We start from the raw sequence: 26,204 nt of genomic DNA on the forward strand, positions 1-26,204 counted from the left end.
GATCTCAGAGACGGCGTCCGCCGTCGACGTACAGGGTTTGGCCGGTGACGAATCCGGCGTCGTCGGAGGCGAGGAACGAGACGACACCCGCGATGTCGGCGGGTGTGCCGACCCGACGCAGCGGGGTGATCTCGGCAGTCTTGGCCTGTAGGTCTTCGGCGTCGACGCCCATCCGGGCGGCGGTGGCCGCGGTCATCTCGGTGGCGATGAAACCGGGAGCCACCGCATTGACGCGAATGCCGAACGGACCGAGTTCCATGGCCAGTGTGCGCGTGAGCCCCTGGATGCCCGCCTTGGCGGCGGCGTAGTTGGCCTGTCCCCGATTGCCGAGCGCCGACACGCTCGAGGTGTTCACGATGGCACCGTGCCGGTTGTCGACCATGTGCCGCTGGGCGGCCCGGCTGCAGAGGAACGCTCCGCGCAGGTGTACCGCCAGGACGGTGTCCCAGTCGTCCACCGACATCTTGAACAGCAGGTTGTCGCGCAGCACGCCCGCGTTGTTCACCAGCACGTCGAGGGATCCGAGCTCGGCGACGGTGCGCGCCACCGCGGCTTCGACCTGGGCTTCCTCGGCCACGTCGCAGCCCAGGCCGATCGCGGTACCGCCCGCCGCGGTGAGGGTATCGGCGGTGGCCGCGGCGGCGTCGGGATCGAGGTCGACGACGGCCACGGCGAATCCGTCGGCGACCAGGCGGGCCGCGGTCGCCGCGCCGATGCCGCGGGCGGCGCCGGTCACGAAAGCGGTGCGTTGAGTCATGTGTCGTACTCCTCTGTCAGACAATGGCGTTCACGCCCGTCAGGGCGCGGCCGATGAGCAGTTTCTGGATCTGGGTGGTGCCCTCGTACAGGGTGAGCACGCGGGAGTCGCGCAGATACTTCGCGACGGGGTACTCGTCGATGTAGCCGTAACCGCCGAACACCTGGATGGCATTGTTCGCCGCCTTCACCGCGGCCTCGGAGGCGAACAGTTTCGCCATCGACGCGGCGGTGCCGAACGGCTCGCCCCGGTCCACCAGATCGGCCGCGCGCCAGGTGAGCAGCCGGGCGGCGTCGGTCTCGACGGCGATATCGGCGAGCAGTTCCTGCACCAGCTGGTAGCCGGCGATCGGTTTGCCGAACTGTTCGCGCTCCCCCGCGTAGCGCACCGAAGCCTCGAGGCAGGCCCGTGCCACCCCGACACAACCCGCCGCGACTCCGACGCGGCCCTTGTCCAGCGCGGCCATCGCGATACCGAATCCCTGGCCCGGTTCACCCAGCCGGTTGGCATCGGGCACTCGAACACCGTCGAGAACGAGCTCGGCGGTGGGCTGACCACGCAGACCGAGCTTGCCCTTGATCTCGGTGCGGCCGAACCCCGGGGCGTCGGTGGGTACCAGGAACGCGGTGATCCCCTTCGGGCCGGGGCCGCCGGTGCGGGCGAACACCAGGGCGACGTCGGCCCAGGTGCCGTTGGTGATGAAGATCTTGGTACCGGACAGGATCCAGTCCTCGCCCTCGCGGGTCGCGCGGGTGCGGAGACCGGCGGCATCGGATCCGGTGCCGGGTTCGGTCAGCGCGAAGCAGCCGAGCTGTTCGCCCGCGCACAGTGCGGGCAGCAACCGGCGCTGCTGCGCCTCGTCACCGTAGGCCGCGATCGACTTGGCGACCAGGCCGAGCGAGACCGACACGATGCCGCGCACCGCGCTGTCGCCCCGGCCCAGCTCCTCGAGCAGCACACAGTAGGCGAACATGTCACCGCCGGAGCCGCCGAATTCCTCCTCGATCCCGATCCCGAGAAAGCCCAGCGTCCCGAGCTCGCCGACGATCGCGGGATCGACGGATTCGTCCCGATCCCACTGCGCCGCATGCGGAACCACTCGCTTGTCGACCCAGTTGCGAGCGAGGTCACGCAGCTCACGATGCGCCGGCGAGAGTTGGAAATCCACGGAACCACTCCTGAACCAAACGTTGTTAGGTTTACCCGGGCACCGTAACCTAACGCCGTTCGGTAAATCAAGGACGCCGCCGAAACCGGTGATACCGTTCGAGTCCCCAGCAGAACCCGCAGGAGAGGAGACGCGCATGGCCAGGCCGCGCGTACCGCTGTTGAGCCGCGACCGCATTCGTGACGCCGCGCTGGCCCTGATCGACCGTGACGGCCTCGCGGAGGTCTCCATGCGCAAGCTGGCCGCCGAACTCGGGGTGCAGGCCGCCTCGCTCTACGGCCACTACCCGAACAAGGACGAACTGCTCGACGACATCGCCGCACGCATCATGAGCCCGGTCGACACCTCCGCGTTCGGCACCGCCCACTGGGACGCGGCCCTGGCCGCCTGGGCCCGCAGCTACCGCACCGCCCTGGCCATGCACCCGAATTTCGTGCCGTACCTGGCCGCGGGCCCCGGCCGCCGAGCCGAGAACCTGCGCGCCGCCGACACCGTGCACGGCGGCCTGGTCGGCGCCGGCTGGCCACCGCGCTACGCCACCATGATCGGCGCCGCCACCCGCTACCTGGTGATGGGCTCCACAGTCGGTTCCTTCGCCGGCGGTTTCGCCGACGACGTGCAGGTCTACCGCGACCGCTACCCCCACCTGAACCAGGCCCACCTGCTGCGCGCCGTCGCCGACGAAATCGATGACGACAGCTTCGAACTGGCCCTCACAGCCTTCATAGCCGGCCTACAAGCCACGTACACGACAGTGGTCACCGTCGACTGACACCCGACCGCGGGACCCGGACACCCCCTCGGCCGCTCCCAGCCCCCGAGCTCGCCATGCCCGTACTCCCAGCCACTCAGCAACGCTCGAGTGCGCCACCCACCGCACCCTGAACCACCCGGCACTACCGAAGAAGTCCGCCACCTACCGCACTCCAACCACACCGCATCCCCCAAGTACGCCACCCACCGCACTCTCGCCATCCGGCACTACCGAAGTCCGCCACCTACCGCACTCCGACCCACACTCCATCCCCCAAGTACGCCACCCTCCCGCACTCCCAGCCCCGCACGACCCGACCTCGAGGAGGGTCCGCCGCGAAGCGGCGGTTCGCGGCCGTCCCGACGATCAGGCGCCGTTGCGCACGCGACGAAGGAGCAAGCAACGGCGCCTGATCGTCGGGACGTGGTGGCCGCGAACCTCGAGCGCGCCAGCGCTCAAACAACACAGCTAAGCTTGGCTGGTGTCTCCTCCGGCCGATCGCGCGAACAGTCGACGCCGCCAGCCGCGGCGGCGCGGTGCGGCGGCCAATGGCGGCAAACCGCGGATGCGGACCGTGCGCGAGACCTCGGCGGGGGGACTTGTCGTCGATGGTCTGGATGGTCCGCGTGAGCTGCGGTGCGCCGCGCTGATCGGGCGTACCGATCGCCGGGGGCGGTTGTTGTGGTCGTTGCCGAAGGGGCATATCGAGGAGGGCGAGACCTCCGAGCAGACCGCGATGCGCGAGGTCGCCGAGGAGACCGGCATCATCGGTGAGGTGGTTGCCGAGCTGGGGGACATCGACTATTGGTTTGTCACCGAGGGCAGACGGGTGCACAAGACGGTGCACCATTTTTTGCTGCGTTCGCTCGGTGGTGAACTCTCCGATGCCGATGTCGAGGTCACCCAGGTTGCGTGGGTTCCACTGAGCGAGTTGGATTCCCGTTTGGCCTACGCCGATGAGCGGCGGTTGGCCGAGGTGGCGAATCGGATGATCGACCGGATGGAGACCGGCAAGCGATGACGGGTGGACTGTTCCGGCTGGTCACGGCGGTCCTGACCCTCTTGGTTTCGGTGTCGCTGCTGCCCGCCGCGGCGCATGCGCAGCCGAGTGGGTCCGAGGACGAGCCGCCGAAGTTTCTCAAGTTGACGTTGGACGCGGTGGCGCCGGGGACGGTGACCACCGACAGTGAAAACGTGCTGACGGTGTCGGGCACGGTCACCAATATCGGTGACCGGGTGGTCGACGATGTGAGTGTGCGCATCCAGCGGGCGGCGGCGGTGGATTCGCCGAGCGGGTTGCGCAGTTCGTTGCGGCTCGATCAGATCAATTACGGGATCACGGGGCCGTTCCAAGATGTGGCGCAGCGGCTGACTCCTGGTCAGCGTAAGCAGTTCTCGGTGCGGATCGCGTTGCGTGCGGGGGGCGCGGAGCCGTCGCTGGAGTTGACCGATCCTGGCGTGTATCCGCTGCTGCTCAATGTCAACGGTGAACCCGCCTACGGTTCGCAGGCCAGGCTCGACGACGCCAGTTTCCTGCTGCCCGTCCTCGGGTTGCCGCCGGGGGACGCCGATCCGGCGCCGGTCGGCCCGCCGCCGGAGGCGTCACCGGTGGCGACGACGCTGATCTGGCCGTTGGCGGATCGGCCGCGCATGGTCGCGGGCACTCCGGGTTCGGTGGACGGGCAGCCCGAACTACTCGACGACGAGCTGGCTGTTTCGCTCGACAAGGGCGGGCGGCTCGAACAGTTGGTGGCGGCGCTGGAGACGATCGTGCCCGCGCCGGGCGCCGACCGTGGGGTGGCCGACGCGGTGTGTATCGCCGTCGATCCGGATCTGGTGTCGACGGTGCAGACGATGACCGGTGGCTATCGGGTGCTGGCCAGTCCGTCCGATCCCGAGGGCGCCACCCGGGAGGGGACCGGTGCCGTGGCCGCGCAGGCCTGGCTGGACCGGTTGCGTGCGGTGGCGGGGTCGATGTGCACGGTGGCGTTGCCGTTCGCGCAGGTCGACGTGTCGGCGCTGGCCGCGGTGAACGATCCAGGGCTGTCGGCGCGGGCGCTGCACGCCCCGGCCGACGTGGTCGACGCCGTGCTCGGGACCCGGTCGCTGCGCGGGGTGAGCCTGCCCGACGCCGGCAGCATCGATCACGCCGCGGGGCAACTGTTGCGTGAGCACGGGTACGGGACCGCGGTCCTCGCCGGTTCGGCGGTCTCGGCCGACGGGGCGCCCGGCGACATCGACAGCGCGCTCACCGCCGCGCCGAGCATCTTGGAACCCGGTGTGGTGGTCGGCGGGGAGCAGCCCGCGCCGGATGTGGTGCGGGTGCCGGAGGTGACCGTCGAACCGTCGGCCGGTGCCGATCCGGCCGATCCCGCGCTGCGGGTGACGACCTTCGATATCTGGTCGGCGACCGCGCTGGCCGCCGTCGGTTCCAATCCGCCGACCCCGTCGTTCACGCCGTCGAAGGTGCGCTTCGACGTCGCACACGACTCGCGTGCGGCCCGCTTGCAGGACGCGCTCGGCGCGATGGCGTGGACCGCGCTGAACCCGGCGCCGGACCGGCCACGTTCGCAGTTGCTGATGCCGCCGCAGCAGTGGGGTGCCAACCGGGAGGAGGGGGTGGCGCTGCTCGAGCAGATCGAACTGCTCGCCCGCAACAATCTCGCCGCCCCGCGCAGCTTCAGCGACCTCGTCGCCCAGGAACCCGACCCGCGGCCCTTCACGCTCGAGTATCTGCCGCGCGCGGCTCAGGACGCGCCGCCGGAGCACTTCATCCCACCGATCAGCGCCCAGGGTGCCCGGGTGAGCGAGCTGATGCGCGCGCTGGTGGAACTACCCGAATCGGAACTGACCCCGCGCGCCTTCCTGACCCCGGCCCGCGAAGACCTGTTGCGCGCGCTGAGCCTGTCGGACCGCCGTGGCGACAACGACACCCTCGCCGACCGGCACGCCCAGCGCCGCATCGACCAGGTGACCCGCGAGCTCGACACACTGTTCGGCGCGGTGACGGTGCTGCCGCCCGGCGGGGTGTACACCCTCGCCTCCGAGCAGAGCCCGTTGCTGCTGGTGGCGCGCAACGAACTGCCGGTCGCGATCCGGGTGCACTTCCGCATCGAAGCGCCGGCCGAGACGAACATCACCGATATCGGCGAACAGCTGCTTCCGCCGTTCGGTACCCGCTCGTTCCAGATCCCGACCGAGGTGAGCGACAGCCGTAAGCTGGTCATTCCGATCGGCCTTACCACTCCCGAAGGAGTTGCGCTAGGGGAGGCGACGTCGGTCTCGGTGCGCTCGAACGCTTACGGGCAGGCCTTGGCCATAATGACCGCATGTGCCGCGATATTGCTGTTGCTGTTGGCCGGGCGCCGGCTGTGGCGGCGTTTCCGCGGCCGCCCCGACCCCGCCGACGAAGGGTTCGAACCGGAGACGGTGCAACGAGCCGGTCGGCTGCGGCGGGCCCGCCAGCGATTGCAACGGCAGTGAACGCCCGCGCCTGACCGGCGGGCGGGGGACCATGACAGACAGGGACGACAGTGGCACGGGTGAGCGAAACGCTCACCGGACCGGCGGGATTCGCGGGTCGCACCGGGTACAGGAGGCATGATGGGCGACGATGATTCCGCTCATCGGCACGACCGCGACCGACGCGACGAAGCGACCCAGCGCAGGGCCGCCGCCGCGCCGTGGGAGCGTGAAATGAGCGGCCGGGAGCACGAACCGGACGAACGGCCTGTACGACCGGCCGAAGGCGAACCGGTCGATCCCCGCTTCGCACCCGGACCTGGTGCCGGCACGCGTGCGCCCGACGGGCAGCGCCCCGGTCACCGGGACCCGCAGGGTGGGTACCGGCCCGCTTCGGCCGATCCGGGCGCACCGCAACCGCCGACCGGTCACCGACTGCCGCCTCGGCAACCCCCCGGCCCCGGTCGATCCGGTGAACTGCCGCGTGTACAGCCCCCTCATCGGCCCGGCCCGCAGCCCCGGCACCCTTCCGGCGAGTTCGCTCGACAGCAGCGCCCCGGGCCGGCCGGTGCGCCCCCGCAGCGCCCGCTACCACCGCAACGTCCCGGTCCGAATCCCTCCGGCGAATTCCCTCGGCAGCCACCCGCACCGAACGGTCCCCGTCCGCAGCCCCCCGGCCCGAACGGTCCAGCTCCGCAGCCCCCCGGCCCGAACGGTCCAGCTCCGCAGCCCCCCGGCCCGAACGGCCCGGCTCCGCAGCCCCCCGGCCCTGTCGGTCCTTACGACGAGCCGACCCGAATCCAGCCGCGGCCCGGCGGCCCGAGCGACCCACAGCGCCCGGGGCCCGCCAGCCCACCGCGCCCGGCCGGGCGCCTCCCGATGCCGCCCGGTCCCGCTCCGCGCTCGGGCGAGTTCCCGCAGCAGCCACGGCCAGGCCGGCCCGGCGCTCAGCATCCCGGTGCGGTTCGACGTGGTGACGGACCGGTCCCCGATCAACAGCGACCGGGGCCGGGCGGGCCGCCGTCCGGCGCGATTCCGCGCCAGGGACGGCCTGGACTCGACGGACGTCCCCCTGGTGGGCCCGAGCGAGGGCCAGGTGCGCACCCCGGGGCAGGTTTCGACGGTCGCCCGGGTCCCAACCGCGGACCTGAGGGCTATCCCAACCACGGGTCACGTCCCGAGGGTGGTCCAGGGTCCAACCGTGGACATGGCTCTCACCGTGTGCCGAGCCCCTCGGACGGCACGAGTCCTGATCGTGGGCCTGGCTCTGACCGTGGCTTCGGGCACGAGCGCGGACCGGGACCGGATCGAGCCGGATTCGACTCGGGTCAACGGCCGGATCGTCGTCCCGCGCCCGATCGCCCTGCCCCGCCTCGTCCCGCCTATCCCGGCATGCCGGGCACACCGGTCGGTCAATCCGAGTCCCGCCAGCCCGAGCGCGCGGCCGCCGCGGGATTCGGCGATCCCGGCCGGGGACGAGCCGAGGAGCGGACTCAGGTCATCGCACGTCCTGAGCGGATCTCCACGGAGAAGCCGGCGCCGAAGGGGGCCACCGCGGCCCCGCAGAGTGCCAACGCGAAGCTGCTCAAGGATTCCGGTTCCATTGCCATCGCGACCCTGATCAGCCGGATCACCGGGTTCGCCAAGCAGTTGTTGCTGCTCACCGTGCTCGGCCCGGCTATTGCCAGTGCGTTCATCTCGGCGAACCTGATCCCGAACATGGTGGCCGAGCTGGTGCTGGGCGCGGTGCTGACGGCGATCGTCGTGCCCACGCTGGTGCGCGCCGAGCAGGAAGACCAGGACAACGGCGCCGCCTTCATCCGAAGATTGGTGACGGCCGCCTTCACCGTGCTGTTCGTGGCCACCGTGCTGACCTTGGCGGCGACGCCGGTCCTGGCCAGCCGGGTGCTCGTCGATTCCGACGGCGAGGTGAACACCGACCTCACCACCGCGCTGACCTACCTTCTCGCGCCGGCGATCCTGTTCTACGGCATGTCGGCGCTGTTCACCGCGATCCTCAACACCAGGCAGGCGTTCAAACCGGGCGCGTGGGCGCCGGTGCTGAACAATGTGGTGGCTCTGGTGGTGCTGGCGGTCTACGCGCTCACCCCCGGCGAGATCACCCTCGACCCGGTGCACATGAGCGACCCGAAACTGCTGGTCCTGGGCCTGGGCATCACGGCTGGTGTGGCCACGCAGGCGTTCAGCCTGCTGCCCGCGATCCGCAGGCACGGCATCAATCTGCGTCCGCTGTGGGGTTTGGACGCGCGGCTCAAGCAGTTCGGCCGGATGGGTGCCGCGATCATCCTGTACGTGCTGATCAGCCAGATCGGCCTGGTCGTCGCGAACAACATCGCCTCCTCGGTCGACGAGGCGGGCCCGGCGATCTTCGCCAACGCGTGGGCACTGCTGCAACTGCCCTACGGCGTCATCGGCGTCACGCTGCTCACCGCGATCATGCCGCGACTGAGCCGCAACGCCGCCGACGACGACACGCCTGCGGTGGTCGACGACCTGTCCGTGGCGACCCGGCTCACGATGATCGCGCTGATCCCGGTGGTCACCTTCATGACCTTGGCCGGCCCGACGATCGGCGAGGCGCTTTACGGTTACGCCCGATTCTCCGGCGACGCCGAACGCCTCGGCAGCGCGGTGAGCTGGTCGGCGTTCGCGCTGATCCCGTATTCGCTGGTGCTGATCCACCTGCGCGTGTTCTACGCCCGCGAACAGGCGTGGACTCCCACCTGGATCATCCTCGGCATCACCACGATCAAGATCGTGTTCTCGGCGCTGGCGCCCGTGCTGGCCCGCGACAGCGACGACGTGGTGATCATGCTGGGTGTCGCCACCGGCCTGGGCTTCACCGCGGGCGCGGTGATCGGCGGCATGCTGCTGCACCGCAGCCTCGGTGACCTGCGCATGGCCAATGTCGGCCGCACCGTCACGCGGGTGCTGCTCGCTTCCATCGCCGGTGGTGCGGTGATGCTGATCATCGACACGGTGACCGGGCTCGATCAGGTCTCGGGCGGTCCCGCTTCCCTGCTGCGCGTCACCGTCGACGCGGTGGTGCTGTTCTCGGTGGCTTTCGGGCTGATGCGTCTGGTCGGTGTGCCCGAGGTCGTGGCGATCACCGTCGCCATCTCGCGCAAGCTGGGCATCACCCCGCCGGCGCCCGATCTCGGACTCGACGAAGACGCTTCGGCGGAGGACATCTACGCGACCACGGTGCTGCGCAGGCCCGACACCTACTCCTTCCCGGCATACGGTCAGTCGTTGGACACCCAGACCATGGTGCTTCCGGTAATTCGGCCCGGAGCCCGCCCCGGAGCTATTGACATCACCGGTCAAGCGCCGTTCCCGTACGCTGTTCGGCAGACCGACACGCCAGATCAGGCCGAAGGAGGACCGAGGGTGAGCGATGACGCGGTGGGCGGCGTCCCGGCCGCTGATTCTGCGGCGCGCGCGGCAGCAGGAAGGTCCACCGAAGTCCGGCCCACAGGGGCAGACAAGGCGGGGTCCGAGCGCGCCGACGTGCCAGACGATAGCGACAATCCGCAGGTCAACGACCAGGCGGACGATGAGAACACGCGAGCGCGCAACGACGACGCGCCCCCTCGGCGCGCCGCGGCGCCGCCCCACGATCCCACGCACGACACCGGCATGTTGCCGATCCCTCCGCAGGTGCCCGCCGACGCGCAGCGCTCGCAGCGCGGACCGAAACTCATGCCGGGTGCCTCTGTCGCGGGCGGCCGTTATCGACTGCTCGCCGGTCACGGCGGAGCGCGGGGGCTGAAGTTCTGGCAGGCACTCGACATCAAACTCGACCGTGAGGTCGCGCTGACCTTCGTCGACGCCGACCAGTCATCGGGCGAGAAGGGCGGCCACGACGGGCCGCAGGCCATCCTGTCGCGCACACTGCGCCTGGGCCGGATCAACTCACCTGGCCTGGCCAGGGTGCTCGATGTGGTGCGTGGCAGCTCCGGCGGCATCGTCGTCGCCGAGTGGACACCGGGTCGCTCGCTCCGGGAGATGGCCGAGACGGTGCCCTCGCCGATCGGGGCGGCCCGGGCCATCCGGGTGCTCGCTTCGGCGGCCGAACTGGCCCATCGCGGCGGCGGTTCGCTGTCGATCGATCATCCCGACCGGATCCGGATCAGTGCCTCCGGTGACGCGGTGCTCGCCTTCCCCGGCACGCTCGGCGATTCCGACGCCCAGTCCGATGTGCGTGGCCTCGGCGCCATGCTCTACGCCCTGATCACCGCGCGCTGGCCGATTCGCGTCGGCGGGATGAGCGGCAGCGCGGCCACCATCGGTGGGCTGCGCCTGGCCGATTTCGGACCCGACGGTACGCCGGTGGAGCCGCGGCAGATCCGGCCCGAAGTGCCGTTCGAGATCTCGGCGGTCGCGGTGCGATCGCTGGAATCGAACAAGGGTGTGCGTACCGCCGCCACCGTGCAGCACGTGCTCGAGCAGGCCTCGGTGGTGGATCAGAAGACCGATTTCATCCCGGTGCTGCGGCTGGGGCAGCGCGCGGTCGCGGCGGGACCGGATTCGCTCGCCGATCCGGAGCTGCTCGCGGCCGAGCGGGAACGTTCCAAGCGGATGCTGTTGATCATGGTCGGGCTGGGCGTGCTGGCCGCGCTGGTGGTCGGCGTCCTGATCTGGTGGATGGTCAGCATCTTCGCCCCGGGTGCTTCCGACAAGCCGCTGGATCAGCAGGTCAACATCGGTCTCACTTCCAGTGTTCCGCCACCCAGCGCGGCCGCCGCACCGCCGACGGGTGAGCCGTCACCGCCGGCGAGTGTGCCGGTGGCGGTCACCGGCGCCACCGTGTTCTCCCCGGAGGGCACGCCCGACGGTGCCGCGACGGCCGGGGCGGTGCTGGATCAGAACCCGGAGACGGTGTGGCGCACCGATCAGTACTTCCAGCAGTTCCCCGCCCTCAAGAAGGGGGTGGGCCTGCTGGCCACGTTGCCCACCCCGGCCAAGCTGACCAATGTCTCGATCACCTCGCCGAGCGCGGGCAGCCGGGTGGAGATCCGCACCTCGCCCACCGAGACCCCCACGCTCGATCAGACTCAGCTGATCGGTTCGGCCGAACTCGGTGACGGCGCGACCGACGTCGCCGTGCAGACCGATCAGGCAGCTCGTTTCGTGCTCGTATGGATCACCGGACTCGCGAATTCGGGCGGTCAGTTCCAGACCGCCATCGCCGATGTCGCTTTCGACGCCGCGCCGTAAACCCGCCCGCGTCCACCGCCCACCGCTGTCTGTGCAGGTGGCTGCCTCTTTTCTGATCGCATAACCACCGTCATCGAACCGCGGTCCGGTTGGTGCGCAATTGTTATCAGCGATATGATCTTCCAGCGCTCTCGGCAGGGAGCTACCCAGGATCTGTCCACGTCGATCCTGGACGCCGCGTGTAGTCAGGTGATGGATCGGCCTCGTTCGCCGACGTGAAGTCGCCGTAATGAGCGCTGTCCAAGGGGTCAGGTGTTGTCGCCGGAAGTCAACGAGCAGGTCCGCGGGGGGAGAACGCGGCAGGTCGCCCATCGCGATCGCTCGTTCCTCGAGAACGGCAGTGACAAGGAGTTGCTCGCTGCCCACGTGCGCGGCGAGCCGCACATGTTCGCCGAACTGCTGCGCAGGCACAAGGACCATCTGTGGCAGACCGCGCTGCGCACCTCCTACAGCCGCGAGGACGCCGCCGACTGCCTGCAGGACGCGTTGCTGTCGGCGCATCGCACCGCCGAGACGTTCCGGTCCGAGGCCGAGGTGCGCAGCTGGCTGCACGCCATCGTGGTCAACGCCTGCCTGGATCGCATCCGGCGCAACAAGACCCGCCGCGCCATCTCGATCACTCCCGACACCATGCCCGAGGCCGTGGAGCCCCGTGACGCCTACGCCGACTACGAACTGTCGGTGATCGTCAGCGAGGCGTTGTTCACGCTGCCCGACGACCAGCGACTGGCGCTGGTGATGACCGAGATGGAAGGCCGCAGTGTGGCCGAAGCCGCCGCGGCGCTCGGCGTGGCGGAGGGCACTATCAAGAGCCGATGCTCCCGAGCGCGCGTACGTTTGCAAGAACGTTTGGAATTTTTCCGGGATCCGGGGAACCGGATCTAGCCGGGATGCGTCATTAACAGTGACGAACAAGTCAGCGATGTAAATCCTGCGATCCGTTATCGACAGAACAGGGGAGGTGCGAGGGTGGCTCGATCCGTACCGCAGCCTCCGTTCCCGTCGGAACTGCTGGCCGATCTGCATGCCGACAATCTCGCACCCGAACTGTGCGAGCAACTGTGGCCCATGGTCCGCTCCGACCCAGACGCGCTGCGCTACCTGAACGAACTCGACCAGGTGAACACCCACCTGCGCGCCCTCGGCGACGACGACCGGGTCGTGCACCGCATGCCCGACGACGTGGCCGAGCGCATGTTCGGCCTACTCGCCGAGCTCGACGCTGGCGACGGACCCACCGAACGGCTCAGCCGGACCGAACATCCGAGCTCGCCACAACACCTCAGCTCACCAGAGCACCCCAGCACACCAGGGCACCTCAGCTCGACGCAGCGCCTCAGCACGCCAGGGCACCTCAGCTCGACGCAGCACCTCAGCTCGCCAGAGCACCTCAACTCGCCAGAGCGCCCTCACTCACCAGAGCACCTCAGCTCGACGCAATACCTCAGCTCGCCGAAGCACCCCAGCACGCCAGCGCACCTCAGCGCCGTTCCGTCGCCGACACCCGAACCCGGGATCGCAGCCGAGCCGGCGCCGATCTCGCTGGCGCGTCACCGATCCCGGCGCCGGATGCGCCTGCTGGCGGCAGCCGCGGCCACTGTGGCGGTGCTCGCGGGCGCGGGTGCTGTCTTCACCACGCTCGACACCACCGAAAACGGCACACCCACCGCGGCACCGTTCCTGGACCCGGCCGACCCGGGTGATGACCTCACCGTCGCCGCCGCGCTCAGCGCACTGGGCAAACGCGATGTGCGCGGCCCGCTGGCCGACGACGCCGCCCTCACCCGCTGCGTGCGAGCCAACGGCATCGACCGCACCGTCCTGGGTGCGTCGAGCATCACCTTCCGGGGTGACGAGGCCGTGCTCGTGCTCGTCAACGGCGCCCGGACTCCCACCATCACCGCGCTGGTCGTCGGCACCGACTGCACCACCGGCGCACCCAACCAACTCGCCGTGCGCGACATCGGCTGAGCAGCTCCTCGCGGGGCAGCGCCGTCACCCCGGGAACAACACCGTTTAGGCTGTTGTTGACCGACACATCCCCAGCTTGTCTTTCGGAAGGGCCTCATGAGCACGCCAGTTCGCGACCTGATCATCGTCGGTTCAGGACCCGCCGGCTACACGGCAGCCGTCTACGCCGCTCGCGCCGAACTGGCGCCTGTCCTTTTCGAGGGCACTCAGTTCGGTGGCGCCCTGATGACCACCACCGAGGTGGAGAACTTCCCCGGATTCCGTGACGGGATCATGGGACCGGACCTGATGGAGCAGATGCGCGAACAGGCCAAGCGTTTCGGCGCCGACGTGCGCACCGAGGACGTCGACGCCATCGACCTGTCCGGTCCGATCAAGAAGGTCACCGTGGGCGAGGAGACCTTCGAGGCCTACGCCGTCATCCTCGCGATGGGTTCGGCCGCCCGCTACCTGCACGTCCCCGGTGAGCAGGAACTGCTCGGCCGCGGCGTGAGCGCCTGCGCCACCTGCGACGGCTTCTTCTTCAAGGGCCAGGACATCGTGGTGGTCGGCGGTGGCGACTCGGCGATGGAGGAAGCGACCTTCCTCACCAAGTTCGCCGCCAGCGTCACCATCGTGCACCGTCGCGAGGAGTTCCGCGCCTCCCGGATCATGCTCGAACGCGCCAAGGCCAACGACAAGATCAAGTTCCGGCTCAACGCCGAGATCGCGAAGGTCAACGGCGACAAGAGTGTCTCCAGCCTCACGCTGCGCGACACCCGCACCGGCGAGGAGTCCGAGCTGGCCGCCACCGGCCTGTTCGTGGCCATCGGCCACGACCCGCGCAGCGAACTGGTCAAGGGCCAGGTCGCGCTCGACGCCGAAGGCTATGTGCAGGTGACCGATCCGAGCACCGCCACCGACGTGGCAGGTGTGTTCGCCGCGGGCGACCTGGTCGACCACACCTACCGGCAGGCGATCACCGCGGCGGGCACCGGCTGCCGCGCGGCGATCGACGCCGAGCGCTGGCTCGCCGAGCAGGGCGACATCAAAGCCAACACTCTCGCCAACGCCGACGGCTCGGCCGCGGTGCCGGTCAATTGATTTCGAGCACGAGGAGAAACACCATGGGCGCCAACACCATCACCGTCACCGACCAGTCCTTCGCCGACGACGTCCTGCTCAGCGAAAAGCCGGTGCTGGTCGACTTCTGGGCCGACTGGTGCGGTCCGTGCAAGATGGTCGCCCCCGTGCTCGAAGAGATCGCGGGCACCCACGCCGACAAGCTCACCGTCGCCAAGCTCGACACCGAGGCCAACCCCGGTACGGCCCGCGACTACGAGATCCTTTCCCTGCCCACCATGATCCTGTTCCAGGGCGGCAAGCCCGTGAAGCAGATCGTCGGCGCCAAGGGTAAGGCGGCCCTGCTGCGCGAACTCGACGGGCTCATCTGAGCGCCGTTGGCGACAAAAGCATCTCCTACCGGCCGACGCGCCGTAGGATGCCTGGACCCGGGATTCCCGTAATACGGCCCGGGTCTGAGACAATCGAGGCGTCGCTCCGGCCGAAGGAAAGGGCTCTTACGCATGCACCGACTTCGTCACGGCGATTCAGGACCAGCCGTCGCAGAGGTTCGGAGCACCCTCGCAAGCCTCGGTTTCCTGCATCCGCAGCACGGCGAGTCCAGCGACGGATCCGATGCCAAGCAGTACTGGCAGGACACCGATGTGGTGTTCGACCGCCCACTCGACTCGGCGGTCCGCGCGTTCCAGCAGCAGCGCGGACTGCTCGTCGACGGGGTGGTCGGCCCGGCCACCTACCGTGCGCTGAAGGAAGCTTCCTACCGCCTGGGTGCCCGCACACTGATCTATCAGCTGTCGGCTCCGCTCTACGGTGACGATGTGGCCACCCTGCAGCGCAAACTGCAGGACCTCGGCTTCTACGTGTACCGGGTCGACGGCTATTTCGGACCCCACACCCATGAGGGTCTCAGCGCGTTCCAGCGCGAGATCGGCCTGTCCGCCGACGGTATCTGCGGACCCGACACCCTGCGCTCACTCGACCTGCTCGGCGCCCGCGTCACCGGCGGCAACCCGCACCGCATCGCCGAGGAAGAAGTGGTGCACCGGGCCGGACCGCAACTCACCGGGAAACGCATCGTCATCGACCCCGGATTCGGTGGCGCCGACAAAGGTTTCGCGGTGCCCACCGAGTTCGGTGAGGTCTTCGAGTCGGAAATCCTGTGGGATCTGGCTTCTCGCCTCGAGGGCCGGATGGCCGCCACCGGGATGGAGACGTTCCTGTCGCGGCCGTGGGGCGCCAACCCCAGCGATGTCGAACGCGCCGAAACGTCGAACTCCTTCGACGCCGACCTGATGATCTCGCTGCGCTGCGCCACCAGCGACAACCCGTCGGCCAAAGGCGTGGCCGGGTTCTACTTCGGCAATTCCCACGGTTCGGTCTCGATGATCGGCCAGGTGCTGGCCGGCTTCATCCAGCGCGAAGTGGTGGCCCGCGCCGCGGTGCAGGACTGCCGCACCCACCAGCGCACCTGGGATCTGCTGCGGCTCACCAAGATGCCGACGGTCCAGGTGGATCTGGGCTACCTCACCAACGAGTACGACGCCTCGGTGCTCGCCAACCCGCGCATGCGCGACGTGATCGCCGAAGCGATCCTCATCTCGGTGAAGCGGCTGTACCTGCTCGGCCAGGACGATCAGCCGACCGGCACCTACACCTTCGCCGAACTCCTCGCCGAAGAACTGGCCGCCGCAGAAGCAGGGAGTAGTAGTTCCGCCTCTCCGCGAATTTAGGCCAGGTTCAGGTACGCACCCCCGCCTCTCCGCGACTTCAGGCCGGACTCGAGTGCGCGGAGCCCGGGAGGCGGCAAGCTCCTCCCGGGCTCTCTCCGGAACTAAGTTCGGTTCGAAGCCGCGGAGAGGTGGGCGGAGGCCGACGAACCTGTCGTGACCGGGATGCGGATCTGCGCTGCGGCCAGTAGTTGATCCAGCGCGCGTTCCACGTCTTCTTTCCAGCCGTGATCGGAGTCCAGCTCGAGCCGCAAACGCGGGAACCGATGGTGCTGAGCTACCACCTCGAAACCGACCTCTTCCAGGAAATCGGCGTCGATCATGCAGGTTTCGGGTGTGCAGCGCGTCGCGGCCGCCTGGTCACGTAGCGGCGCGGCGATTCGTTCCATCAGCCGCATCGACGATCCGAGCCCGCGGTCGGCCACCGAGCTCGACGGCGGACCGTTGCGAATGCCGAACGCCTCCAAGGCGCGCACACCGCGGCGCACCAGGTCGGCCACCACGCTCTGGACCAGTCGATGGGCTACATCGGCCTCGTCGTAGGGGAATTCAGCCTGCAGCGTGGTCAGCAGGATGGCATCCGGGCTCACGGGGGAGGTGGGGAACAGCGTGGAGCGCGGGACCGCGCTCGGGGGAGAGTAGAGCGCGCAGCCCGCGATGTTGTTGTCGACCTGGGCCACCTGGCCGCACGATCCCCACTCGAGCAGGACGGTGGACAGCCAGGCTTCCTTCTCGAAGACCGGATCGCTGAAGGCCTGCGAGTCGGCGGCGACGGCCGGATCCAGCTCCCAGAACACACACCGCCGGGTGTGCGCCGGAAGGCGATCGAGTCCGTCGAGAGTCAAGGCCGTGACGCTGGTCGACACTGGTCTGTTCAGCCTCCAGCTGTCCGATTCATCCACGCTCACGCCACATCACTATTCACAGTAATGCCGCCTCTTTCAATTGTGTAGACAGGCCGGGGAAACCCCGTCACTGTGACGTTTCGTGCTCGGCTTGCTCCATCAGCGCCACAATGCGCTCGAGATCTTCGACGGAGCCGAATTCGACAACGATCTTGCCCTTGCGCTTGCCGAGGCTCACGGTAACCCGGGTGTCGTAGGAACCCGACAGCCGCTCGGCCACTTCCTGCAGCCCCGGCATCTGAATCGGCTTACGCTTGGGCGCCGGGGGAGCGGCGTCCTCCGCCGGGTTGCGGTTGGCCAGGGTCACCGCTTCCTCGGTGGCCCGAACCGACAAGCCCTCCGCCACGATGCGGGCCGCGAGCACTTCCTGCGCGTCGGGGCCGGCGTCCAAGCCGAGCAGCGCCCTGGCATGTCCGGCCGAGAGCACGCCGGCGGCTACCCGGCGCTGCACGGGGATCGGTAGCTTCAGTAGTCGGATCATGTTCGTCACGACCGGGCGAGAGCGGCCGATGCGCGCGGCCAGTTCCTCGTGGGTCACGTCGAACTCTTCGAGCAGCTGCTGATAGGCGGCCGCCTCTTCGAGTGGATTGAGCTGCACGCGGTGGATGTTCTCCAGCAGCGCGTCGCGCAGCATCGAGCCATCGGCGGTGTCGCGGATGATCGCCGGGATGGTGGCCAGCCCGGCCTCCTGGCACGCGCGCCAACGGCGCTCGCCCATGACCAACTGGAACTTGTCGACACCCGGTTCGAGACGTCGCACGACGATCGGCTGCATCAGCCCGAACTCGCGGATCGAGTGCACCAGCTCGGCGAGAGCTTCTTCTTCGAAGACCGAGCGTGGCTGCTTCGGGTTCGGTTCGATCTGATCCGCCGGGATTTCGCGGTACACCGCGTCGCCGGGGGAGACCAGCTCTTCGGCGGCCACCTCCGCGACGGTCACCTCCGGTTCGGATTCGGATACCTTCTCCGGTTCCGCCTCGGCCTCCGGTACGCGGTGCAGGAACGCTTCGGCAGGCTGCGGCCCGATCGGGTTGATCCCGATCACGCTCGCCGCGGCGCTACTGAGGCCCGGCGCCACGGCCGGACCTGTCGGGATCAACGCGGCCAAACCGCGACCGAGACCGCCCTTTTTCGCCTGACTCATCGGCTACCGATCCCTTCCTCGTTCCAACCCACGACTAAGACGCGTCTTGCTTCAGCTCGACACGGCGTGCGAGTTCGCGTCCGGCGTCCATATAGCTCATCGCGCCGCGGGAACCCGGATCATAATCGAGCACGGTCATCCCGTAGCCCGGCGCCTCCGAGACCTTCACGCTGCGCGGGATCATCGACTTGAGCACCACATCACCGAAGTGGTTGCGCACCTCTTCGGCGACCTGGTCGGCAAGCTTGGTACGCCCGTCGTACATCGTCAGCAGCACGGTCGACACATGCAGTTCCGGGTTGAGGTGCGCCTGCACCAACCCGATATTGCGCAGCAGCTGACCCACACCCTCCAGCGCGTAGTACTCACACTGGATCGGGATCAACACCTCCTTGGCGGCCACGAGCGCGTTGACGGTGAGCAGCCCGAGTGAGGGCGGGCAGTCGATGAGGACGTAATCGATGTCGAACCCGGCGATGGCGGCTTCCTGAATGGCGGTCTTCAACCGGCCTTCGCGCGCGACCATCGAGACCAACTCGATCTCGGCGCCGGCCAGGTCGATCGTCGCCGGCACGCACAGCAGTCGCTCATTGTGCGGGCTCTGCTGGATCGCGTCCTTGACGTTCACCTCGCCGATCAACAGCTCGTAGCTCGACGGCACCCCGGAGTGGTGGGCGACGCCCAGCGCCGTACTCGCGTTGCCCTGCGGATCGAGATCGATGACGAGGACGGTCATCCCCTGATGGGCTAGCGCCGCCGCGAGATTGACCGTCGTCGTCGTCTTACCGACGCCGCCCTTCTGGTTGGCGATCGTGATGATCCGTTGCTCGCGGGGTTTCGGCACAGTGACCTTTCCTGGATGCAGAATCTGGCTGGCGCGTTGCGCTTCCGCCGCGATCGGGGTCTCGGCCGAAGAGATCTGCCCGAAAGGAGTATTCCCGAACGTCTCCGCGTCGAAGCTGCTGGAATCCAGCATCCCCGGGACCCGCGACGCTGTTTCCCGTGAAACATTCGCCGGACCGCTCGACATAGATTGCTCCTAACCCGAGAACTTCAGATCACGTACCCCCGACGAACGTCGGCGCCGTGTCGTCACAAACAAACTGCGTCGGTGGAGAACTCGAAGACTCGAGGAGGGTGGCTCGCTCCCGCCCGACTGTGAACAGCTTGCCAGCCCTACGACAGTTAGGAAAGCTGAATCGCGGCACGCCGAGCGGGACACACCCAACTACCTCGAATTTCTTTCCCACAATCATGTTTCACGGGAAACCAGCGTCGGTCCGTTCCACGTGAAACACCGCACCCACTGAAGCGAGGGGATCGCGAGGGTGTGGCTCGGAGGTCGTCAGCGGCGGTGTGGAGCAACCTCGCGGGGGAGCTCTCATGAACGCCCGGCGCTGCGGATCCAATCCGCGCACGCGGTCGCGGAACCAGTAAGCGCACACGCCGGCCAACTTCCGGCTGGAGCGGAACCAGTGGTGTCCCGGCGACCGAAGCCACGTGATCGACTACGGCGCACCACCGGCATCGGATGCGACGCCGGAGTCACCTAGAGAGCGAGGGTAGCTCGCAATCGAGCAGAGGCCCGCGACCGTCCCTCGTAACCAGTCGTCGTGGAAGTGCTTCAGGAAGCCGAGAGGGACGGAAGGCGGCGGGCGGTCCGACGACAAGCAGTCCATGTTGCGTTCGGCGATGCGGGGCGGGAGACGTCGCCAATGAGGAGTCGGGCGAGATCGTTCCACGCAAGGATGTCCAGGCGACCGCCAATGATGCAGGCGAGGACCGCGGCCAGAGTTTGGAGGGAATGCGGCATTTCTGGACCAACCTGCTGGGGTCGGCCCAGGCGCGTGCGGGGCGCGGCGAGCTTGGCCAGATTTTGCAGGTGCACGCGTTCGTGAGGGTCGAGTTGCAGGGCGCGCCACGGCATCGAGCACGGCCCCGGGAACATTCCGGGCACGACCCTGCTCCAGCCGCGTGTAGTAGTCGACACTGACGCCGGCAGACAGAGCCAGTTCTTTACGGCGCAAACCATGCACCCGGCGCTGGCGACCGAAGTCGACGCCCCGGCAACTCTGGTCTCAGGCGAGCGCGGCGGCTCCTGAGAAACTCGCTGAGCTGGCGAGCACGATCCATATCCTCCGGTGTCCATACGCCCACTCTGTGCCGCCTGGTCCTTCCAGGTCCAGGCAGGAACGCCTCCGGTTGGCCGGAGCACTGGGTGCGGCCACTACGCGCCGACATTATGGACGGTGTTCGCCGAGCGGACACGACACCGATCCACGACCGACGAGGGGTTCCCATACCGAACACCTGTCCATCGCCACCGGCTTCGTCGCGAAGCCGGGACAGGACCAACGCCGGTGTGAAGAGCTGACCACGATGATCGCCCCTCCCTCGCTGAAGCGGGATGCCTGAGCTACCACCCATACACCGACCCCATCCGTGCGGACCGAATGATCCTCGTGGGTAAGCGTTCCGACACCGAGGCACTGGACCATTACTTCAGCCTCCCGCACTTCGAACGGGTGGCCGCCGCGCTCGACAAAACCCTGGCCGAGCCGTTCACCCTGCGCCGCCTGACCAGCGCCCCAACCTGAACTCAGTCGCACGCCAGACGCCACGAGACGGATGCCGAGTTGTAGGGAGGCGGATGCGTGTACGCCCCAACTCGCCGTGCCGAGGCGAGTTCGGGTAGGCACACTCTGGCCGTACCGAGGCGGGTACGCGTAGGCACACTCTGGCCGTACCGAGGCGGGTACGCGTAGGCACACTCTGGCCGTACCGAGGCGAGTGCGCTTGGGCCACTCGCCGTACCGAGGCGAGTTCGCGTAGGCACACTCTGGCCGTACCGAGGCGAGTTCGGGTAGGCACACTCGCCGTGCCGAGGCTGGGGTACACCCGCGCCGGGATACGGATACCGCAATAACATGCGTGCCCCCACAGCTTCGCGTGACTCCATACGCTTGACCGACTCCCACGCGCCTACGAGTTCGGTTGGCAGAGCGGAACGGCGACCGCTGACAAGGCGGACCAAAATAGGCGGCAGCGATTGCGCAACGGGGGGAGGCGATGCGATCGCACGACCATCGAGCCGCAGCCCGGTTGGAGGAGGGGCAGCCACGCCGCCTTCGCACCGCGAGGGCAGGTCGCGGACAGTTGTTCTGATGCGGCCCGCGGCGCTAGCGCGAGAACTGGTCCCGGCGGTAGCGCGAAGGCGGGCCACGATCGTAGCGCCAAGACAGGCCGACCGTAGCGCGAGCGGCGGCCCCCACCGCAGCGCACGGGCGGGCCCTGCGGTAGCGAAGGCGATCCCCATCAAACCGGTCGCGGCGCTTGTGCGAGGACTGATCCCGGCGGTAGCGCACAGGCGGGCCCCGCCGTAGAGCGAAGGCAATCCCCGGGCGACGGCGCGAAGTTGTCACCGGCGGGCAGCACGAAGGCGGCTCCGGCCGTAGCGGTAGCGCGAAGGCAATCCCCATCGGCAACGCGAAGGCGGCCGCGGCACTAGCACGAGGACTGGCCCCGGCGGCACGCTAACGCAGGCCCGGCGGTTACGCGGAGGCGGGCCGCGTCGGCAACGCAAAGGCGGCCGCGGCACTAGCGCCAAGGGCTGGTCCCGGCGTAACGCGGAGGCGGTCCCCGTTGTAGCGCACGCGCGGGGCCCCGAGGTAGCGCAAAGGTGATCCCCGTCGGCAACGCGGAGGTGGGCGCCTGCGGTAACGCGCAGGCGGCCGCGGCACTGCGCCGAGGACTGGTCTCGGCGTAGCGCGAAGGTGGACCCCGGGCGAAGGGGACGGTGTCGTCCTCTCGGAGTCAGGACTGCGATCGCGTCGGGTAGAACGATCGCGACATATACCGATGGGCAAAGTGAACAGTTCGGCTGGCACGAAATATGACAAGGGATGCTCAGCTCGCGACTGGAGGCCTGCCTTGTTTCCCGTGAAACATGACCCAAGTGGGCGACACACTCCGGTGCGATGGGAGCTGGTACCTGCCTGTGGGCTAGTTCGGGCAGCAGTTGGTGAGACCGGGCATGAGGCGCGCTCGTCGAGAGCCGTCACGGGGAGCATCCGACGCCGCGCCGCGCACTGACTGGTAGCGGCCGAGCCACACGCTGGTGGAAAATTCCAGCGTGAAGTACGAGGATCGCGTCAATCCCGGCCGGATGCCGATGGTGCCGGCCACCGTCGGGCACGCCACCGCCGGGCTCGCACCATCGGATTCGGCACCACGGGGCTCGGCACCACGGGGCTCGGCACCGCCGGATTCGCCACCACCGGACTCGCCACCATCGGACTCGGCACCACCGGACTCGGCACCACCGGGCTCGCCACCACCGGACTCGGCACCACCGGACTCGCCACCACCGGACTCGGCACCATCGGGCTCGCCACCACCGGACTCGCCACCATCGGACTCGGCACCATCGGGCTCGCCACCACGGGGCTCGGCACCATCGGACTCGGCACCATCGGGCTCGCCACCATCGGGCTCGGCACCATCGGATTCGGCACCATCGGGCTCGCCACCATCGGGCTCGTCACCATCGGGCTCGCCACCACGGGGCTCGCCACCACCGGACTCGGCACCATCGGGCTCGCCACCACCGGGCTCGCCACCATCGGGCTCGCCACCACCGGACTCGCCACCACCGGACTCGGCACCACTGGACTCGGCACCGGGGAGCTGCCACGCTTCGACTACTGAACCACGCAGGATTCTTCGCTTGCGTCGCCCTACGCCCAACTCGACCACGGGCTCGACGATGCGTCGGTGAGCAACCCACTCGTCCACTCGCTGGCCCCGCCGGTGATCACCGCCCCCGACTGAGAATTGCAGGCACAAGGCGTTCGACGCGCAGCCAGTGGGGAAGCGGCAGTGGCCAGCGTGACAGTTACCCGCAGTGATCGACCGGTACACCGACAGCCGGGCGCATCGGCATCAGCCGGAGATAGGAGTCGAGCAGGGAAGCGGGAGCGAGGACAGGAGCGGAACGCGGGAGCGGGAGTAGGAGTGAGAGAGCGGGATCACCGGAAAGCCTGAACACGAGAACGCAGAGAACTATGTGTAGCGCGGAACGTATAGCGCGGCACATGGGAACGCGCGGAGCGAATCCCGGAAACGCGCGAGGGGGAGCGGCAGCGGCAGCGGCGGCAGCGGCGAGCGACGGCAGCAGCGGTGGCGGCGGCAGCAGCGGTGGCGGCGGCGAGCGGCAGCAGCAGCAGCAGCAGCAGCGAGCAGCGAGCAGCGAGCAGCGAGCAGCGAGCGAGAATCGGGGAGCGAGAATCAGGGACGGAGCGCGCGGCGGCGGCAGGCTGCGCTGATGGCAGCGGGGAGCGTTGGCTTCACCAACGCGTCGAGAGCCGGGAGACCGCGTTCAGCGTGGCTGCGAAGCGGAGGCAGTTGTGCCACCCGGCGTGAGTGGCGAATTTACCCGCGATTCAGCAAGGAACATCGACCCTCGGGCAGTTTCGTCACGTTACGAATTGCTGAATCCGAGTGCGCTGCCGTTCCGGTCAGGCGGAACCGGATTCGCGACGCTTTCGCGCCTTCTTCTCCGCGCCCGCGGCTTTGCGGCCGGCGCGGCGGGTGGGGCGTTCGGCGCGGGGGAGTAGTTCGGCGCTGATGACGAGGGTGGGGATTTCGACGATGCCGGCGCCGCAGCCGACTACGCGGAGATCGGTGGCACCGTCGCGGATCAGCTCCGCGCCATCGCGTTCGAGTTCTTCGGCGGCGCTGGTTCCCTTGAGGGCGAGCATTCGGCCGTGGTCGCGGAGTAGGGGGAGCGACCAGTGGGCGAGTTTGGCGAGGGGGGCAACAGCGCGGGAGGTGACGACATCGGCGCCGCCCGCTTCCTTGATCACACCGGACTGTTCCGCGCGCCCGCGTACGACGGTGACGTCGAGTCCGGCCTCCTCGATGAATTCGCTGAGGAATACGGTGCGGCGCAGCAGTGGCTCGACGAGGGTGATGCGGAGATCGGGGCGGGCGATCGCCAGCGGGATCCCGGGGAGACCGGCGCCGCTGCCGACGTCGACGACCGAGGCACCCTCCTCGAGCAGTTCGCCGACGACCGCGCAGTTGAGGATGTGGCGTTCCCATAGGCGGGGAACTTCACGGGGGCCGATGAGTCCGCGTTCTACGCCTGCGGTGGCCAGCGCCGCGCAGTAGCGGCGGGCGAGGTCCAGGCGGTCGCCGAATACCCGGGCAGCGGCTGCCGGTGGTTCCAGTTCGGCGGACAGCGCACCCAGTTCTCGTTCCACGTGAAACTTCCTTCCGAGTGGGGATCGGCATGAATAAGGCCCCCGGTCCGAGACCGGAGGCCCTATCACAGCATTCGTGCGCCGGGCGGTGACAGCCTACTCGGGCACGACGACCACATGACGATTCGGCTCGACACCTTCGCTCTCGCTCGCCACACCGTCGATGTCGGCGACGGCGTCGTGCACGATCTTGCGCTCGAACGGGGTCATCGCCGACAGCGCCTCGGGCTTGCCCGATTCGAGCACCCGCTGTGCCGCGGCGACGCCGAGCTCGCTCAGATCGGTGCGGCGCTGAGCCCGCCAGCCGGCGACGTCGAGCATCAGCCGGCTGCGCACGCCGGTCGTCTGCTGCACCGCAAGGCGGGTCAGCTCCTGCAGCGCGTCGAGAACTTCACCGTTGCGTCCGACGAGCTTGGTCAGGTCGCGGCCGCCGTCGATGCTCACGACGGCGCGATCACCCTCGACATCGAGGTCGATATCGCCGTCGAAATCGAGCACGTCCAGTAGCTGCTCGAGATAATCGCCGGCGATCTCACCCTCTTCGATCAACGCTTCCTCAGCGTCGTTCACGACGTCAACAGTCGTCGACACAGTGGCGTCCCCTCCGTCGGTCTCGGTCTCAACAGTCATTGGATTCCCTCTATCCGGTCGCGTCTCAGCGCTTGCGCTTCTGGTTCGCGCGGCCGCGGTTGCCCGGCCGCTTCTGCCCGCCGGGCCGGCGCTGACCGCCACCCTGCTTGGCCGACTGCTTGGGGGTGCCACCGGCGGGCTTCGCCGCGGTGCCGTTGGCCGAGGCGCCGTTCGCCGAAGGCGCGTCGTCGGTGGCTTCCGGCTTCTTGCGGATGTCGACCGGCTTGGCACCGGGCTTGGGCGCGTTCTGCGCTCGCAGCTCCAGCTTCTGCTGCTTCTTGGCTTCTTCTTCTTTTTCCATCCGGCCGAATACCAGGTGCTGCTGCCCGTAGGTCCAGACGTTGTTGGCCACCCAGTAGAGCAGGATGCCGATCATCAGGAACGGGCCACCGACCATCACGCCGAGCGGGAAGACCCACAGCGACAGCTTGTTCATGATGGCGGCCTGCGGGTTGGCGGCAGCTTCCGGCGTCTGGCGCGCGACCGAGGCGCGGGCGTTGAAGTGGGTCGCCACACCGGCGATCACCATCAGTGGGACGGCAACCAGGGCGATGCTCATGCGGGTGGGCGTGCCACCCCAGTCCGCGAAGGCCTGCAGCTCACTGACGGGGGCCGTGATGAAGGCGGCGATCGGCGCACCGAAGATGCGGGCGCTCAGGAACGACTGCACATCGGTAGCGCTGAAGATGTAGTTGCCGATACTGGCGTTTTCCTCGGGGGACAATCCGAGCTGACCCCAGCCGTGGCCGGTGCGGTTGAACGAGCGCAGCACGTGGAACAGACCGAGGAACACCGGCACCTGCACCAGGACCGGCAGACAGCCCATGAGCGGGTTGAAGCCGTGTTCCTTCTGCAGCTTCTGCATCTCCCGCGCCATGGTCTCGCGGTCGTTCTTGTACTTCTTCTGCAGTTCCTTGATCTGGGGCTGCAGCTCCTGCATCTGCCGCGTGGTGCGGACCTGCTTCACGAACGGCTTGTACAGCACCAGCCGCAGGGTGAAGACCAGGAACACCACGGCAAGGCTCCAGGTGAGCCCGCTGTCGGCGCCGAACACGAAGCCGAAGGCCTTGTGCCAGAACCACAGAATTGCGGATACCGGCCAATAGATGATGTCGAGCAC

At 68.4% G+C, this 26,204-nt stretch carries 20 protein-coding genes; 10 read left to right on the forward strand and 10 right to left on the reverse strand.

Going from position 1 to position 26,204, the window contains the following annotated elements; genetic code table 11:
- Window positions 1-4: 4 nt before the first annotated feature.
- Both fabG and ACFO5K_RS20575 read right to left on the reverse strand, forming a co-directional pair.
- Window positions 5-757, reverse strand: a complete 753-nt coding sequence (gene fabG, locus ACFO5K_RS20570; RefSeq protein WP_378565331.1) for a 3-oxoacyl-ACP reductase FabG — start codon at window positions 755-757, stop codon at window positions 5-7.
- A 16-nt stretch (window positions 758-773) separates the two neighbouring features.
- The gene (locus ACFO5K_RS20575; protein ID WP_378565334.1) at window positions 774-1,925 is read right to left on the reverse strand and encodes an acyl-CoA dehydrogenase family protein; all 1,152 of its coding nucleotides are present in this window, start codon (window positions 1,923-1,925) and stop codon (window positions 774-776) included.
- Window positions 1,926-2,061: 136 nt separating this feature from the next.
- On the opposite strand from ACFO5K_RS20575, the gene ACFO5K_RS20580 reads away from it, so the two are divergent.
- The 9 genes from ACFO5K_RS20580 (at window position 2,062) to ACFO5K_RS20620 (ending at window position 16,145) form a co-directional block, all read left to right on the forward strand.
- Window positions 2,062-2,697, forward strand: a complete 636-nt coding sequence (locus tag ACFO5K_RS20580; protein ID WP_378565337.1) for a TetR/AcrR family transcriptional regulator — start codon at window positions 2,062-2,064, stop codon at window positions 2,695-2,697.
- A gap of 547 nt (window positions 2,698-3,244) precedes the next feature.
- Window positions 3,245-3,700 (forward strand): NUDIX hydrolase, encoded by a 456-nt coding sequence (locus tag ACFO5K_RS20585; protein ID WP_378566226.1) that lies wholly within the window; start codon window positions 3,245-3,247, stop codon window positions 3,698-3,700.
- Complete coding sequence (locus tag ACFO5K_RS20590) at window positions 3,697-6,162, forward strand: DUF6049 family protein (RefSeq protein WP_378565340.1); 2,466 nt, start codon at window positions 3,697-3,699, stop codon at window positions 6,160-6,162. Before ACFO5K_RS20585 ends, ACFO5K_RS20590 begins: the two co-directional genes overlap by 4 nt.
- Before the next feature lie 1,371 nt (window positions 6,163-7,533).
- On the forward strand, window positions 7,534-11,382 hold the full coding sequence (locus ACFO5K_RS20595; protein ID WP_378565343.1) for a murein biosynthesis integral membrane protein MurJ: 3,849 nt from the start codon (window positions 7,534-7,536) through the stop codon (window positions 11,380-11,382).
- Window positions 11,383-11,766: 384 nt separating this feature from the next.
- Entirely contained in the window at window positions 11,767-12,267 is a 501-nt protein-coding gene (sigM, locus tag ACFO5K_RS20600) for an RNA polymerase sigma factor SigM (RefSeq protein WP_378566229.1), read from the forward strand.
- 84 nt (window positions 12,268-12,351) lie between these two features.
- Window positions 12,352-13,353 (forward strand): hypothetical protein, encoded by a 1,002-nt coding sequence (locus ACFO5K_RS20605; protein ID WP_378565346.1) that lies wholly within the window; start codon window positions 12,352-12,354, stop codon window positions 13,351-13,353.
- A 96-nt stretch (window positions 13,354-13,449) separates the two neighbouring features.
- Window positions 13,450-14,436 carry a thioredoxin-disulfide reductase gene (gene trxB, locus ACFO5K_RS20610; RefSeq protein WP_378565349.1) on the forward strand — a complete coding sequence of 329 codons (987 nt, stop codon included), beginning with the start codon at window positions 13,450-13,452 and terminating at the stop codon, window positions 14,434-14,436.
- A 23-nt stretch (window positions 14,437-14,459) separates the two neighbouring features.
- On the forward strand, window positions 14,460-14,786 hold the full coding sequence (trxA, locus tag ACFO5K_RS20615) for a thioredoxin (RefSeq protein WP_378565352.1): 327 nt from the start codon (window positions 14,460-14,462) through the stop codon (window positions 14,784-14,786).
- Between the two features lie 132 nt (window positions 14,787-14,918).
- Complete coding sequence (locus ACFO5K_RS20620) at window positions 14,919-16,145, forward strand: N-acetylmuramoyl-L-alanine amidase (protein WP_378565355.1); 1,227 nt, start codon at window positions 14,919-14,921, stop codon at window positions 16,143-16,145.
- A 101-nt stretch (window positions 16,146-16,246) separates the two neighbouring features.
- On the opposite strand, the gene ACFO5K_RS20625 is transcribed toward ACFO5K_RS20620, so the two are convergent.
- The 4 genes from ACFO5K_RS20625 to ACFO5K_RS20640 form a co-directional block, all read right to left on the reverse strand.
- Entirely contained in the window at window positions 16,247-17,008 is a 762-nt protein-coding gene (locus ACFO5K_RS20625; protein ID WP_378565358.1) for a GNAT family N-acetyltransferase, read from the reverse strand.
- Between the two features lie 106 nt (window positions 17,009-17,114).
- Window positions 17,115-18,191, reverse strand: a complete 1,077-nt coding sequence (locus ACFO5K_RS20630) for a ParB/RepB/Spo0J family partition protein (RefSeq protein WP_378565361.1) — start codon at window positions 18,189-18,191, stop codon at window positions 17,115-17,117.
- Window positions 18,192-18,225: 34 nt separating this feature from the next.
- The gene (locus tag ACFO5K_RS20635; RefSeq protein ID WP_378565364.1) at window positions 18,226-19,221 is read right to left on the reverse strand and encodes a ParA family protein; all 996 of its coding nucleotides are present in this window, start codon (window positions 19,219-19,221) and stop codon (window positions 18,226-18,228) included.
- Window positions 19,222-19,815: 594 nt separating this feature from the next.
- A complete protein-coding gene (locus tag ACFO5K_RS20640) occupies window positions 19,816-20,340 on the reverse strand; it encodes an MmyB family transcriptional regulator (protein ID WP_378565367.1) in 525 nt (174 codons plus the stop codon).
- Between the two features lie 313 nt (window positions 20,341-20,653).
- Here ACFO5K_RS20640 and ACFO5K_RS20645 point away from each other — a divergent pair, with 313 nt between their 5' ends.
- Entirely contained in the window at window positions 20,654-20,788 is a 135-nt protein-coding gene (locus ACFO5K_RS20645; protein ID WP_378565370.1) for a hypothetical protein, read from the forward strand.
- Window positions 20,789-22,193: 1,405 nt separating this feature from the next.
- Here ACFO5K_RS20645 and ACFO5K_RS20650 read toward each other — a convergent pair.
- The 4 genes from ACFO5K_RS20650 to yidC form a co-directional block, all read right to left on the reverse strand.
- On the reverse strand, window positions 22,194-22,946 hold the full coding sequence (locus ACFO5K_RS20650) for a hypothetical protein (RefSeq protein WP_378565373.1): 753 nt from the start codon (window positions 22,944-22,946) through the stop codon (window positions 22,194-22,196).
- A gap of 761 nt (window positions 22,947-23,707) precedes the next feature.
- Window positions 23,708-24,454 (reverse strand): 16S rRNA (guanine(527)-N(7))-methyltransferase RsmG, encoded by a 747-nt coding sequence (gene rsmG / locus ACFO5K_RS20655; RefSeq protein ID WP_378565375.1) that lies wholly within the window; start codon window positions 24,452-24,454, stop codon window positions 23,708-23,710.
- 96 nt (window positions 24,455-24,550) lie between these two features.
- Window positions 24,551-25,084, reverse strand: coding sequence for a Jag family protein (locus ACFO5K_RS20660; protein ID WP_378565377.1), 534 nt, complete (start codon window positions 25,082-25,084; stop codon window positions 24,551-24,553).
- A 25-nt stretch (window positions 25,085-25,109) separates the two neighbouring features.
- Window positions 25,110-26,204: a membrane protein insertase YidC gene (gene yidC, locus ACFO5K_RS20665; protein ID WP_378565380.1), complete on the reverse strand. Its 1,095-nt coding sequence runs from the start codon at window positions 26,202-26,204 to the stop codon at window positions 25,110-25,112.

The sequence above is a fragment of the Nocardia halotolerans genome (assembly GCF_042650145.1).
Lineage (GTDB): Bacteria > Actinomycetota > Actinomycetes > Mycobacteriales > Mycobacteriaceae > Nocardia > Nocardia halotolerans.